This window comes from Pseudomonas sp. LAM2023 (assembly GCF_016620375.1).
GTDB lineage: Bacteria > Pseudomonadota > Gammaproteobacteria > Pseudomonadales > Pseudomonadaceae > Aquipseudomonas > Aquipseudomonas anuradhapurensis.
Map to the genome: position 1 here is coordinate 133,229 of NZ_JAENHV010000009.1, position 14,048 is coordinate 147,276.

10 protein-coding genes are annotated in these 14,048 nt (G+C 65.5%); 6 read left to right on the forward strand and 4 right to left on the reverse strand.

What is annotated here, in order from left to right; all coding sequences use genetic code 11:
* Positions 1-88 precede the first annotated feature (88 nt).
* Both JKP78_RS00720 and JKP78_RS00725 read right to left on the reverse strand, forming a co-directional pair.
* A complete protein-coding gene (locus JKP78_RS00720) occupies positions 89-1,858 on the reverse strand; it encodes an acyl-CoA dehydrogenase C-terminal domain-containing protein (RefSeq protein WP_186685673.1) in 1,770 nt (589 codons plus the stop codon).
* A 133-nt stretch (positions 1,859-1,991) separates the two neighbouring features.
* On the reverse strand, positions 1,992-3,614 hold the full coding sequence (locus JKP78_RS00725) for an acyl-CoA synthetase (RefSeq protein WP_170030210.1): 1,623 nt from the start codon (positions 3,612-3,614) through the stop codon (positions 1,992-1,994).
* Positions 3,615-3,808: 194 nt separating this feature from the next.
* On the opposite strand from JKP78_RS00725, the gene JKP78_RS00730 reads away from it, so the two are divergent.
* The 6 genes from JKP78_RS00730 to JKP78_RS00755 all read left to right on the forward strand — a co-directional run bounded on the left by JKP78_RS00730 (position 3,809) and on the right by JKP78_RS00755 (position 10,205).
* Positions 3,809-5,215, forward strand: a complete 1,407-nt coding sequence (locus JKP78_RS00730; protein ID WP_170030209.1) for a sensor histidine kinase — start codon at positions 3,809-3,811, stop codon at positions 5,213-5,215.
* An 8-nt stretch (positions 5,216-5,223) separates the two neighbouring features.
* Positions 5,224-5,856 carry a response regulator transcription factor gene (locus JKP78_RS00735; protein WP_325166761.1) on the forward strand — a complete coding sequence of 211 codons (633 nt, stop codon included), beginning with the start codon at positions 5,224-5,226 and terminating at the stop codon, positions 5,854-5,856.
* Between the two features lie 219 nt (positions 5,857-6,075).
* Complete coding sequence (locus JKP78_RS00740; protein WP_170030207.1) at positions 6,076-6,549, forward strand: MarR family winged helix-turn-helix transcriptional regulator; 474 nt, start codon at positions 6,076-6,078, stop codon at positions 6,547-6,549.
* Between the two features lie 30 nt (positions 6,550-6,579).
* The gene (locus JKP78_RS00745; RefSeq protein ID WP_170030206.1) at positions 6,580-7,773 is read left to right on the forward strand and encodes an HlyD family secretion protein; all 1,194 of its coding nucleotides are present in this window, start codon (positions 6,580-6,582) and stop codon (positions 7,771-7,773) included.
* On the forward strand, positions 7,770-9,305 hold the full coding sequence (locus tag JKP78_RS00750; protein ID WP_186685675.1) for a DHA2 family efflux MFS transporter permease subunit: 1,536 nt from the start codon (positions 7,770-7,772) through the stop codon (positions 9,303-9,305). Before JKP78_RS00745 ends, JKP78_RS00750 begins: the two co-directional genes overlap by 4 nt.
* 153 nt (positions 9,306-9,458) lie before the next feature.
* The gene (locus tag JKP78_RS00755) at positions 9,459-10,205 is read left to right on the forward strand and encodes an SDR family oxidoreductase (RefSeq protein ID WP_186685677.1); all 747 of its coding nucleotides are present in this window, start codon (positions 9,459-9,461) and stop codon (positions 10,203-10,205) included.
* A gap of 7 nt (positions 10,206-10,212) precedes the next feature.
* On the opposite strand, the gene JKP78_RS00760 is transcribed toward JKP78_RS00755, so the two are convergent.
* Together JKP78_RS00760 and JKP78_RS00765 are read right to left on the reverse strand one after the other, a co-directional pair.
* Complete coding sequence (locus JKP78_RS00760; protein ID WP_186685679.1) at positions 10,213-12,279, reverse strand: PAS domain-containing protein; 2,067 nt, start codon at positions 12,277-12,279, stop codon at positions 10,213-10,215.
* Between the two features lie 62 nt (positions 12,280-12,341).
* On the reverse strand, positions 12,342-13,997 hold the full coding sequence (locus JKP78_RS00765; RefSeq protein WP_200625848.1) for a PAS domain-containing sensor histidine kinase: 1,656 nt from the start codon (positions 13,995-13,997) through the stop codon (positions 12,342-12,344).
* Positions 13,998-14,048: the final 51 nt, after the last annotated feature.

Genomic DNA, 14,048 nt, shown 5'->3' on the forward strand with positions numbered 1-14,048 from the left:
CCACCTGGTCGCCACCGCCGGCAAGCCGGGCTCCTACAGGGCCTGCCTGTGGGAGCCGGCTTGCCGACGCTGAGGGCGGGCGGGGCGATCAGAATTGTCCGGCGGTCATCCCATAAAGGCTGGCGCTCCCTGCACGAATACTCGCGTCCAGGCCCAAGCCACGCGGCAGGACGCGCTGGAAGTAGAACTCCGCACAGGCCAGCTTGGCCGCATGAAACGCATCGTCCTCGTCACGCTTGGCCAACGCCACCGCGGCCATCCGCGCCCACATGTAGGCATACGCGGTCAGCCCGAACAGCTGCAGGTATTCCACCGCCACGGCACTGACCAGGTTGGGCTCCTCGCCAGCGCGCGAGCGCAGCCAGGCGCTGGTCGCTTCCAGGCGTGCCAGGCTCGCTTGCAGGGCTTCGCGGTGCAGCGGCGCGTCGAGGCTGAAGGCACGTACCTCGGCAGCAAAGCTGGCCAGTGCCTGGCCGCCGTCGGCCAGCACCTTGCGCCCGAGCAGGTCGAGGGCCTGGATGCCGTTGGTACCTTCATAGATCTGGGCGATGCGCACGTCGCGCACGCGCTGCTCCTGGCCCCATTCACGGATGTAGCCATGGCCACCATACACCTGTTGGCCGAGCACACAGCTTTCCAGGCCGTTGTCGGTGAAGAATGCCTTGGCCACCGGCGTCAGCAGTGCCACCAGGCGCTGGGCGTGCTCGCGTTCGCCGGCGTCGTCGGCGTAGCGCGCCAGGTCCAGCTGTTGGCCAACGTAGGCGGCGAACGCCCGGCCACCCTCGGTGAGGGTGCGCATGGTCAGCAGCATGCGCCGCACATCAGCATGCTGGATGATCGGGTCGGCCACCTTGTCCTTGGCTTGCGGGCCGCTGGCTGCGCGGCTTTGCAGGCGTTCATTGGCATAGCGGGCGGCGCTCTGGTAGGACGCTTCGGCACAGCCGATGCCCTGCAGGCCGATGGATAGGCGCTCGTAGTTCATCATGGTGAACATCGCGGCCAGGCCCTTGTTCGGCTCACCCACCAGATAGCCGACCGCACCGTCGAAGTTCATCACGCAGGTGGCCGAGGCCTTGATGCCCATCTTGTGTTCGATCGACCCGCAATGCGCGGGGTTGCGCCTACCCAGGCTGCCATCGGCCTCGACCAGGTACTTGGGCACCAGGAACAGCGAGATGCCTTTGGCACCGGCCGGCGCATCAGGCAGCTTGGCCAGTACCAGGTGGATGATGTTCTCGGTCAGGTCCTGCTCGCCGCCGGTGATGAAGATCTTGCTGCCACTGATGCGATAGCTGCCGTCGGCCTGGGGCTCGGCGCGGCTGCGGATCAGCCCCAGGTCGGTGCCGGCATGAGGCTCGGTGAGGCACATGGTGCCGGCCCAGCGGCCTGCGTAGAGGGGTGGCAGGTAGGTGGCCTTGAGTGCTTCGCTGGCGTGGGCATCGATCGCCAGGCAACTGCCGGCGCTCAACGCCGAATACAGGCTGAAACTGCAGTCGGCGGCATAGAGCATTTCCTCGAACAGCACGCCGAGCATTTTCGGCATGCCCATGCCGCCATGCTCGGGGTTGCCACCCAGGCCGACCCAGCCACCTTCGCGGTAGGTGTGCCAGGCCTCGCGGAAGCCATCGGGGGTGGTGACGGTGCCGGCCGCGAAATGCACGCCCTGCTCGTCGCCGTTGCGGCTGAGCGGGGCGATCAGCTGGCCGGTGACCTTGGCTGCTTCCTCGAGGATGGCATCGGCGGTTTCGGCGTCGATGCGCTCGGCCAGGGCGGGCAGGCGGGCCCACAAGGCGGGGGCGTTGAACACATCATGCAGGACGAAGCGCATGTCGCGCAGGGGGGCGGTGTAGGTGGTCATCGTGTGCTCTTGGAAGATTGAGGTTGTCTGTGCGGGCCCAACCACCGGCCAGCTGCCACAGGCATTGCACAAGGCTCGAGGCTTGTATCAACCCTGTGGCAACTGGCTTGCCGGCGATGAGGCAGCTGCGGCTTCAGAGGGCCTTGGCCCGGTCGCGCAGCACGTACTTCTGGATCTTGCCGGTGGAGGTCTTCGGCAATTCGCCGAACACCACGGTCTTCGGCACCTTGAACCCGGCCAGGTGCTCGCGGCACCAGCCGGTGATGTCGGCCTCGCGGGTATCTTCGCGGCCCGGCTTGAGGGCAACGAAGGCGCACGGGGTTTCCCCCCATTTTTCATCCGGGCGCGCCACTACTGCGGCTTCCAGCACGGCCGGGTGCTTGTACAGGGCGTCTTCCACCTCGATGGTAGAGATGTTTTCGCCGCCGGAAATGATGATGTCCTTGAGCCGGTCCTTGATCTCGACATAGCCGTCGGCATGCCACACGGCCAGGTCACCGGTGTGGAACCAGCCGCCACGGAAGGCTTCGGCGGTCGCTTCGGGGTTCTTCAGGTAACCCTTCATCACGGTGTTGCCACGCATGAAGATCTCGCCCAGGGTGTTGCCGTCGCGCGGTACCGGCTCGAGGGTCTGCGGGTCGGCGACCATCAAGCCGTCGAGGGTCGGGTAGCGCACGCCCTGGCGCGACTTGATCCGCGCGCGTTCTTCCAGCGCCAGTTGGTCCCATTCGTCATGCCAGGCACACACGGTCACCGGGCCGTAGACTTCGGTCAGGCCGTAGGTGTGGGTCACCTGGATGCCCATTTCCTCCACGGCGCCGATCACCTTGGCGGGTGGTGCGGCGCCGGCGACCATGGCCTGCACCGGGTGGTCGATGGCCGCCTTGGCCGCCTCGGGCATGTTGACCAGGGCGTTGAGCACGATCGGCGCGCCACACAAGTGGCTGACCTGGTGTTCGCGGATCAGGTTGAGGATCTTCTGCGGGTCGACCCGGCGCAGGAAAACGTGGGTACCGGCCAGCGCGGTGATGGTCCACGGGTAGCACCAGCCGTTGCAGTGGAACATCGGCAGGGTCCACAGGTACACCGGGCGGTGGCCCATGGCCCAGGTCATCTGGTTGCCCAGGGCATTCAGGTAGGCGCCACGGTGGTGATAGACCACGCCCTTGGGGTTGCCGGTGGTGCCGGAGGTGTAGTTGAGCGAGATCGCCTGCCACTCGTCATCGGGCCATTCCCAGGCAAATTCCGGGTCGCCTTCGGCGAGGAAGGCCTCGTAGTCGAGCTCGCTGAGCGCGCGGCCTTCGCCATACTCGGGGTCATCCACATCCACCACCAGGGGCGGGTGTTCGAGCAGGGCCAGGGCAGCCTCGATGACCGTGTGGAACTCGCGGTCGGTAATCAGCACCTTGGCCTCGCCATGCTGCAGCATGAAGGCGATGGCCTCGGCATCCAGGCGCACATTCAGCGTGTTGAGCACAGCGCCGGTCATGGGCACACCGAAGTGGGCCTCGAGCATGGCCGGAATGTTCGGCAACATCACCGCCACGGTATCGCCGCGGCCGATACCCCGGCCGGCCAGGGCGCTGGCCAGGCGTCGGCAGCGCTGGTAGGTTTCCTGCCAGTTGCGGCGGATGGCACCGTGGACCACCGCAGGATAATTGCCGTAAACGGCAGCGGTGCGTTCGATGAAACTCAGCGGGGTGAGGGCGACATGGTTGACGGCAGCGGGCATCAGGCCCTGGGCATAGATCGACATGCGGTAATCCTGTAGGGGAGGCAGGCGCAGCCAGTGCGCTTGGCCCCCGGTGGCTGATTGTTAGCTCTGATCAGGGTGCAGGGTGACGGACGGTGGGCCGTTACCCTTGTCGCTGTTTTACGCGAGTCGCTATGGTATTAGGAATATCGACTATAGCAATATAGTAAAACTACTATAACAACGAGCCGCTCATTTTGGACAAGACCGCCTACCCCTTGCTTGCCAAGGACCCTCAGCCCAGCCTGATGCTCTGCGCCGATGCCACGCCGCTGGCGCTCAACCCGGCGTTACAGGCGTGGCTTGATGAGGGTCCCGCACTGGCCAGCTGGCTGCCAGCCAACTGTGCCTCCCTGGTGCGCGCCTGCCTGCGCCAGCACCGGGCGATTGCCGACGTCGAGGTACAGGTTGGCGAGCGCATCGTGCTGTGGAACTTCATCCCCGACGATCAGGGCCAGCAAGTGCTGGCGCGTTGCCGCGACGCCAGTGACGAGCGCCACGGTGCGCGCGAGGCCAGCCGCGCCCGGCGCCTGTACCGGTTGATCATCGAGAACACCACCGACCTGATCTCCAGGCACAGCCCTGATGGCCGTTTTCTCGATGCCTCGCCGGCGGCCTTCCGCCTGCTCGGGCTGTGGCCCGAGCAATTGCGTGGCAGGCCGGTGCATACCCTGCTGCACCCGCGCGAACGTCGCCAGGTGCTGCGCCAGGCCGCCGCTGCCCTCGACCAGGACGGCTACCACACCATGACCTGCCGGGTGCGCCAGGCCGCAGGCGGTTACCGCTGGTTCGAGATCGCCAGCCGGGCCATCCGCGAAACCTATACCGGCGCAGTGGTCGAGGTGGTCAGCGTGTCCCGCGACATTACCTTGCGTATCGAGGCCCAGGAGAGCCTGGCGCACAGTGCCCGCTTGGCCACCCTGGGCGAGCTGGCGTCGGGTATCGCCCACGAGATCAACCAGCCATTGGCCGCGGTGGTCAACTATGCCAATGCCAGCCAGCGTTACCTGCAGGCTGTGGCACACGACCCGCAGGCGCGCGAGCGGGTTGGGCAGGGCCTGCAGCGCATCAGCGAGCAGGCCACCCATGCTGCCGAGGTGATCCGCCGCCTGCGCGCCTTCCTGCGCAAAGGGCCGCGCCGCCTGCAGGCACTGGACGTGGCCGAGGTGGCCGGTGAAGCCATGCGCCTGTGTGCCTGGGAAGCTGCGCGCGACCAGGTGCTGGTCGAATTGCGCATGAGCGCGCAACTGCCCTCGGTGTACGCCGACCGGGTACTGCTGGAGCAAGTGCTGCTGAACCTGCTGCGCAATGCCATTGATGCCAACCGCGAGCAGCACGGCGAGCGGCCGTCGCGTATCCTGCTGAGCGCTGCGCGCGATGGCGACGGCGTGCTGGTAGAAGTGGCCGACCAGGGGCCGGGCGTGGCCCCCGAGCGGCTGGATGAAATCTTTACCCCTTTCACCACCAGCAAGGCCGACGGCCTGGGCCTGGGTTTGAGCATGAGCCGCAGCCTGATCGAAGGCTTTGGCGGCAGCCTGTGGGCGCGGGCCGGTGACAAGGGTGGTCTGGTGTTGTGCTGCCGCCTGGCGGTCAGCAGGGGATGAGGGGAGGCGTGGTGCAAGCGAAAGTGTATGTGGTCGATGACGACCAGGGCATGCGGGATTCGACGGTGTGGTTGCTGCAGTCGGTAGGTTTGCAGGCACTGCCGTTTGCCAGCGGGCAAGCGTTTCTTGATGCCTGCGTTGATGACGGGCCGGCCTGTGTGCTGCTGGATGTGCGCATGCCGGGGTTGGGTGGGTTGGCGGTGCAGCAGGCGATCCGCGAGCGCGGCCTGGCGCTGCCGGTGATCTTCGTCAGTGGCCATGCCGATGTGCCGATCGTGGTGCGGGCGTTCAAGGCTGGCGCCTGCGATTTCATCGAAAAACCGTATAACGATCAGTTGCTGCTCGACAGCGTACAGGCTGCGCTGGACCAGGCCGGGCGGGCGCGTCAGGACGATCAGGCGCTGGCTCAGGTGCAGGCGCGGGTCGATGCCCTGACGCCGCGCGAGCGCGACGTGTTCGTGCCGTTGGCGCAGGGCTCGAGCAACCGTGAGATTGCCGAACGGCTGGGGGTCAGCGTGAAAACCGTGGACTTGTACCGCGGCCGGGTGATGAAGCGCTTGCAGGCGCAAAGCCTGGCCGAGCTGGTCGGTATTGCCATTGCCTGCGGGGCGGTGCAGGCATTGGGCCTGCGAGCCTTGTAGGAGCGGCCTTGCGTCGCGATGGGCCGCGCAGCGGCCCTGGATCTGTGTTGCGGCACAAACTGTTGGGGGCCACTTTGTGCCCCATCGCCACGCAAGGCCGCTCCTGCACAGGCCGCGAATCGGGCGAAATCATGAAATATTTCATAGCTTGCTAATCAAAGCTTTGACATTCACTGCCTAAGCAGTAATATTTTTACACACTTACCCGAGCAGTCGCTGATGGCCCATTTCACCCCAGACAACTTCCAGACCTGCGCCATCGGCATGCTGCTTGGCCGTGCGGCAATCCTCAAGGACCGCATCCTCGACTGGCACCTCGAATCCGAAGGCGTCACCGCCGCACAGTTCAAGGTGCTGATCATCGTCACTCAGTACCAGGTGGATACCCCGGCCGAATTGTGCCGCTACCTGGGCCTGGACAGCGGTTCGATGACGCGCATGCTCGACCGCCTCGAGCAGAAGGAGCTGATCGTGCGCACCCGTTGCGCCGACGACCGTCGCCAGGTGCGCCTGGCCTTGACTGCCGACGGCCAGCGCCTGGCCGACCGGCTGCCGGAAATCGGCGCCGCCGCCATGAACGAGTTGTGCGGCGCGCTCGACGGCGAAGAGCTCAAAGCCCTGGAAGGCCTGTTGGCCAAGGTGTTGCTCGCTGCCGGCGACCCGTTGACGATCCGCCGCTTCGGTGATCGTTGAACCCTGTCACGAATTATCCAAGGTACTGTCATGGCCACTTCCGCAGACACCCCGTCTCCCTCCGCAACGCCCGAGCCCTCGCGCAAGCGCAAGGCCTGGCTGCTTGGCCTGTTGTTACTGGTGATCCTGGCTGCCGCAGGCGCCTGGGCCTGGTACAGCCTGGTCGGGCGTTGGCACGAAAGCACCGACGATGCCTACGTCAACGGCAACGTGGTGGAAATCACCCCTTTGGTCAGCGGCACGGTCACCAGTATCGGCGCCGATGACGGCGACCTGGTGCATGCTGGCCAGGTGCTGCTGCAGTTCGATCCGGCCGACAGCGAAGTGGCCTTGCAGTCCGCCGAAGCCAGGCTGGCGCGCAGCGTGCGCCAGGTGCGCGGCCTGTACAGCAACGTCGACTCGCTCAAGGCCCAGCTGGAAACCCGCCTGGCCGAACTGCGCAAGGCCCAGCAGGACTTCAACCGGCGCAAGGTGCTGGCCGACAGCGGCGCCATTGCCGCAGAAGAGCTGTCCCACGCCCGCGACGACTTGAGCGTGGCCCAGGCCGCCGTCAACAGCGCGCGCCAGCAGCTCAGCACCAGCAGCGCGCTGGTCGATGACACCGTGGTGTCCTCGCACCCCGAGGTGATGGCTGCCGCCGCCGACTTGCGTCAGGCGTACCTCGACCATGCCCGTACAACCCTGGTGGCACCGGTGACCGGCTACGTTGCCAAGCGTACCGTGCAGCTGGGCCAGCGCCTGCAGCCCGGTACCGCGACCATGGCGGTGATCCCACTGGACCAGGTGTGGATCGATGCCAACTTCAAGGAAACCCAACTGCGCGACATGCGCATTGGCCAGCCGGTGCAGATCAGCGCCGACCTGTATGGCAGCGAGGTCAAGTACAGCGGCACGGTCGACAGCCTTGGCGCCGGCACCGGCAGCGCCTTTGCCTTGTTGCCGGCGCAGAACGCCACCGGTAACTGGATCAAGATCGTTCAGCGGGTGCCGGTACGCATTCATCTCAGCCCCGACCAGCTCAAGCAACACCCGCTGCGTATCGGCCTGTCCACCGTGGTCGAGGTCGATCTGCACGACCAGAGCGGCCCGGCACTGGCCCAGCAGCCACCCCAGCAGGCCAGCTATACCACCCAGGTCTATGACCGTCAGCTGGTCGAAGCCGACAACCTGATCGCCCGGCTGATCCACGAGAACAGCGCAACCGGCAAGACGGCGCAGCGATGAGCAATACTGCTGCGGCCCAGTTCACCCCGCCAAGCCTGCTGCTGACCACCATCGGCTTGTCGCTGGCGACGTTCATGCAGGTGCTCGACACCACCATTGCCAACGTGGCCCTGCCGACCATTTCCGGCAACCTGGGGGTCAGCTACGAGCAGGGTACCTGGGTCATTACCTCGTTCGCGGTGAGCAACGCCATTGCCTTGCCGCTCACTGGCTGGCTCAGCCGGCGGTTTGGCGAAGTGAAGCTGTTCATCTGGGCCACACTGCTGTTCGTGCTGGCCTCGTTCCTGTGCGGGATTGCCCAGTCGATGCCGGAGCTGGTTGGCTTTCGCGTGCTGCAGGGGGTGGTGGCCGGGCCCTTGTACCCGATGACCCAGACATTGCTGATTGCGGTGTACCCACCGGCCAAGCGCGGGATGGCCCTGGCGTTGCTGGCGATGGTGACCGTGGTGGCGCCGATTGCCGGGCCGATCCTCGGCGGCTGGATCACCGACAGCTACAGCTGGCCGTGGATTTTCTTCATCAACGTACCCATCGGCCTGTTCGCCGCCGCCGTGGTGCGCCAGCAGATGCGCAGCCGGCCGGTGGTCACCAGCCGCCAGCCGATGGACTACATCGGCCTGCTGACGCTGATCATTGGCGTCGGTGCCTTGCAGGTGGTGCTCGACAAAGGCAACGACCTGGACTGGTTCGAATCGTCGTTCATCGTCACCGGCAGCCTGATTTCGCTGGTGTTCCTGACGGTGTTCGTGATCTGGGAGCTGACCGACCGTCACCCGGTGGTGAACCTGCGCCTGTTTGTGCACCGCAACTTCCGGGTTGGCACCCTCGTGCTGGTCGGCGGTTATGCGGGGTTCTTCGGCATCAACCTGATCCTGCCGCAGTGGTTGCAGACGCAGATGGGCTATACCGCCACCTGGGCGGGCCTGGCGGTGGCGCCGATCGGCCTGCTGCCGGTGATCATGTCGCCGTTCGTGGGCAAGTACGCACACCGTTTCGACCTGCGTGTGCTGGCGGGCCTGGCATTTCTGGCGATCGGCGCCAGCTGCTACATGCGTGCCGGCTTCACCAATGAGGTGGACTTCCAGCACGTGGCGTTGGTGCAGCTGTTCATGGGCATTGGCGTGGCATTGTTCTTCATGCCGACCTTGAGCATCCTGCTATCCGACCTGCCGCCGCAGCAGATTGCCGATGGCTCCGGGCTGGCAACCTTCCTGCGTACCTTGGGCGGGAGTTTTGCGGCGTCGTTGACCACCTGGATCTGGATTCGTCGGGCGGACCAGCACCATGCCTACCTGAGTGAACACATCAGCCAGTTCGACCCGGCGACGCGGCATACCCTCGAGCAGTTGGGCGGGGCCAGCCCGCAAAGCTATGCGCAGCTGGAGCAGATGCTGAACGGCCAGGCCTACATGATGTCGACGGTGGATTACTTCACCCTGATGACTTGGGTATTTGCCGGGTTGATCCTGCTGGTGTGGTTTGCCAAGCCGCCCTTTACCGCCAAGGCGGGGCCGGCTTCCGCGGGGCATTGAAGCGTCCGGGTGCCTGGCTTGGGGTGTTGGGTGGGGCGCAATCGAGCGCCAGCCAACCGCTCGAGACAGGCACCTGCCAGGCCCCGCGTTCTATTCCCATACCGTCCCTTTTCCCCTATTGTCGATCGTCCCTTCCCAACGATCAACATATCCATGCAGAACGTCATCGTCATTACCGGTGCCAGCCGTGGCATCGGCGCCGCCACAGCGCTGCTGGCCGCCCGCCAGGGCTACCGCATCTGCATCAATTACCACGCTGACGATCAGGCTGCGGCTGACATCCTCGGCCAGGTCCGCGCCCTGGGCGCCGAGGCCATTGCCGTGCGGGCCGACGCCAGCGTCGAAGACGAGGTCATACAGCTGTTCCTGCGTGTCGACCAGGAACTCGGCCCGGTCACCGCGCTGGTCAACAATGCTGGCACCATCGGCCAGCAGAGCCGGGTCGAGGACATGTCCGAATTCCGCCTGCTCAAGGTCATGAAAACCAACATCGTCGGCCCCATGCTCTGCGCCAAGCACGCCTTGCTGCGCATGGCGCGCCGACACGGCGGCCAGGGTGGGGCCATCGTCAACGTGTCATCGGTGGCTGCACGCCTGGGCTCACCCAGTGAATACGTGGACTACGCCGCCTCCAAGGGCGCGCTCGATACCTTTACCATCGGCCTGGCCAAGGAAGTGGCAGGCGAGGGCGTGCGGGTCAATGGCGTTCGGCCAGGCTATATCCATACCGGGTTCCACGCGCTTTCCGGCGACCCCGAGCGGGTCAGCAAACTTGAGCCCGGCTTGCCCATGGGCCGCGGCGGGCGCCCCGAGGAAGTCGCCGAGGCCATCCTCTGGTTGCTCTCGGACAAGGCGTCGTACGCTACCGGTAGTTTCGTCGACCTGGGCGGCGGGCGCTGAGCCGCCGTCAACCGTCCAGCAGTGTGCGTATCCGTTCGGCCAGTACCTGCAGCTCGAACGGCTTGGTCAGCACCAGCGTGCCTTGTAGCAGCTGGCCGTCTCTGAGCGCCGCGCTTTCATCGTAGCCGGTGATGAACAGTACCTTGAGGTCGGGGTAGCGCTCGCGGCAACGTTCCGCCACCTGGCGACCATTCAGCCCTCCCGGCAGGCCGATATCGCTCAGCAACAGGTCTGGCCGCGCGCCGGTTTGCAGGTGGGCGAGGGCGGCCGGGCCGTTCTCGAAAGCATCGACCTGGTAGCCCAGCTCTTGCAGCACTTCGCAGACCACCACGCGCAAGGCGATCTGGTCTTCGATCAGCAGGATGCGTTGCGCCGCCGTGCTGGGTTTTTCCGGCGCCGTGCGCTGCGGCGTGGGCGCCGGTACTTCAGCTGGCTCATGGTGGCGGGGCAACAGCAGCTCGATGCGGGTCCCTTCGCCAAGCGTCGACAACAGCCGCAATTGCCCGCCCGACTGGCGCACGAAACCGTAGGTCATCGACAAGCCCAGGCCAGTGCCCTGGCCCATCGGCTTGGTGGTGAAGAACGGGTCCACTGCACGCTGGGCCACCTCTGCCGACATGCCCTTGCCGTTGTCGCTGATGCTCAGCCGCACGTATTCACCGGCGGGCAGTTCCAGGGCGCGGGCGTGCTCGTCGTCCAGCAGCAGGTTGTCGCCATGGATATCGATCACGCCACCGTCAGGCATGGCATCGCGGGCATTGATGCAGACGTTGAGCAGGGCGCTTTCCAGTTGCGGCGGGTCGATGAACGTCGGCCACAGCTGGCAGGGGAAGCAGCTGGTCAGGTTGATGGACGGGCCGATGGTGCGGCGCAGCAGGTCTTCCAGGCCAGCCACCAGCGTGGCCACCTGGGTGGAGCGGGGTTGCAGGGTTTGCTGGCGGGAAAACGCCAGCAGCCGGTGCACCAGCGCAGAAGCCCGTTGCGCCGAGCCACTGGACAATGCCAGCAACGGCTCCAGGCTGTCGAACCGCGCCTGCTCCAGGTGCTGGCGCATCAGTTCCTGGGCACCCAGGATGCCGCCCAGCAGGTTGTTGAAGTCGTGGGCGATGCCACCGCTGAGCTGGCCTACTGCTTCCATTTTCTGCGCCTGGCGCAGGGCCTCCTCGGCCTTGGCCAGCCGCGCTTGCTCCTGCACCCGCTGGCTGATGTCATAGGCGAACAGATAGGCGCCCTGGATCTCGCCTTCATGGTCGCGCAGGGCGTTGAAGCGCAGCTCGTAATGGCGCTGCGCGGGGGCCTGGCCAAAAGCGCCGGTCTCGATGAACTGCTCGCCCTGCAGTGCGCGTTGCCACAGGGGCAGGATCGGCGTCTGCTCGGGCTGGCCGTCATCGATCAGCCCGGGCATGTAGTCGCCGATCTCCGGCGTTTGCCCGTACAGCAACTGGAAATCGTGCCTGGCCTGCCGATTGACCGCCAGCCAGCGCATGTCCTTGTCGATCACATGCACGTTGACCACGCTGTGATCGACCAGCTCGGCAAACAGCCTGCGCTCTGCCAGCGCAGTGCTTACCCGCTGCTCGAGCTCTTCGTTCAGGCGCTGCACGGCTTGCTCTGCCCGGCGCCGTTCGGTGACGTCCTTGAACAGCACGGCCACCTGGCGTTTCTCGGCGGGCTCCACGCGGAACGTGGTGATGGACAACACCCGCCCGGTAGCCACCAGTTCCTGCTCGAAATGCAAGGGTTCGCCGGTGCGCAGCACGGCGCCATAGCGCGCTGCCCAGTCATCGGCCTCATCAGGCACCATTTCGCGCAGCTTCTGCCCGACCACATTGGCAATGCCAGCATGCTTGGTATAGGCCGCGTTGGCCAGCACATGCACGTAGTCACTGAGCGGGCCGTGCGGGCCGTCGAAGAACTCGATGATGCAGAAGCCTTCGTCCATGGTGTCGAACAACCAGCGGTAGAAGTCCTGGCCGTGGTCCTGCAGGCTCGAAAGCCGTGCTTCCAACAACGCGTTCTGCCGTTGCAGGTCTTCGACTTGTTGACGCAGGGTGAGCAGGTCGCGATGAGGCATGTCGCTATCCGACAAAAGGTAACGCCCTGACTTTAGCGTGTTAACCTGCCGCCGAATAGCGTTCAGCGCGGCTGCGCGTGGGTGCCCAGAAGCTGGCCAAGCCGTTCGCCAAGGGTCTGCAGCGTGAACGGCTTGGCCAACAGGGCGGTGCGCTGGCCAAGCCCGGCCTCGGGTAGCGCATCGGTCATTTCGTAACCGGTAATCAGCAATACCGGGGCGTCTTTCACAAGTTTCTGATAAATCTCTGCCAGCTGGTAGCCGTCGGTTCCTCCGGGCAGGCCGATATCCGCGACCAGCAAGTCCGGCGGTGGGGGCTGGCGCAGCGCCTCGACGGCCTGGCGGCCATCTTCCAGGGCCTGCACCTCATGGCCCAGCTCGGTCAGCACTTCTACCAGCACCAGGCGCAGCGCCGGCTGGTCCTCTACCAGCATGATGCGCTGCCCGCGTGGACCTGCGGGTTCGCCATGGGCTGCGCCAGCCAGCGGGCTATCAGCAACACCCGGGTGTTGGTGCCGGGGAAAGTACAGATGAACGCAGGTGCCCCGCCCGGCGATGCTGTCGATCAGCAACTGCCCACCGGACTGGCGAGCAAAGCCATAGGCCATCGACAAGCCCAGGCCGGTGCCCTGGCCCAGTGGCTTGGTGGTGAAGAACGGTTCGACGGCGCGCTGCAGTACCGAACTGGGCATGCCCAGGCCGTTGTCATCGACAGCAATGTGCAGGTAGTGGCCTGGTGGCAGGTCCAGGCGCTTGGCCTCGGCCGCTGCGAGATTGACGCTTGCACAGCTGATGCGCAGGTTACCGCCGCTTGGCATGGCGTCACGGGCGTTGATACACAGGTTGAGCAAGACGCTTTCCAGCTGCTGCGGGTCGATACGGATCGGCCATTGTCCGGCCAGCGTCTGGTCCTGGAACGCGATGTGCGGGCCGGTCGAGCTGCGGATCAGGTCGTGCATGTCGGCAACCAGCTGGTGCACATCGACGGCTTGCGGCACGAGGGCCTGCTGGCGTGAAAAAGCCAGCAGGTGCTGCACCAGGGCGGTGGCGCGCAAGACGTTGTTGCGGCTGAGTTCGAGCATGCGCGCGGTGTCAGCGAGGCGCTGCTGGCCCAGGCGTTGCCCGGCGAGTTCCAGCGAGCCCAGCAAGCTGCCCAGCAGATTGTTGAAGTCGTGTGCGATGCCCCCGGTCAACTGGCCGACGGCTTCCATTTTCTGCGCCTGGCGCAGTGCTTCCTCAGCCTGGCGCAGGCGCTGCTGATTGGCCATGCGCTCGGTGATGTCATAAGCGAACATGTAGCCACCCTGGATCCGCTGCTCAGCGTCGCGCCACGGGTGGTAGCGGATTTCGTAATGGCGCGGGGCGTCAGGCGGCCCGAGGGTAATGGTATCGATGAACGCTTCACCGGCCAGCACGCGTGGCCACACCGGTGCCAGGCGGCCCATGAGGTCGGGTTGGTTAAGCAGAAACTGCGGCACGTAGTCGCCAATCTGCGGCACAAAGCCACGATAACGCTCGAAGGTTTCCCGGGCCGTCCGGTTGATCGCCACCAGGCGCAACTTGCGGTCGGCGGCGAACACGTTGGCTCGGCTGTTATCGAGCAGTTCGCCCAGCAAGCGGTTGTGGGCCAGGGCGCCGTCGTCGCGCTCGGCCAGGCGTGCTTCCAGCTCGGCGACACGCGCCTGCAGTTGCGCCAACGACGTGAGCGAATCTGGTTGCATGACGAAGTCCCGGTGTACGGATCGGGCAACTATGGTCGCCTGCCGGGCCAT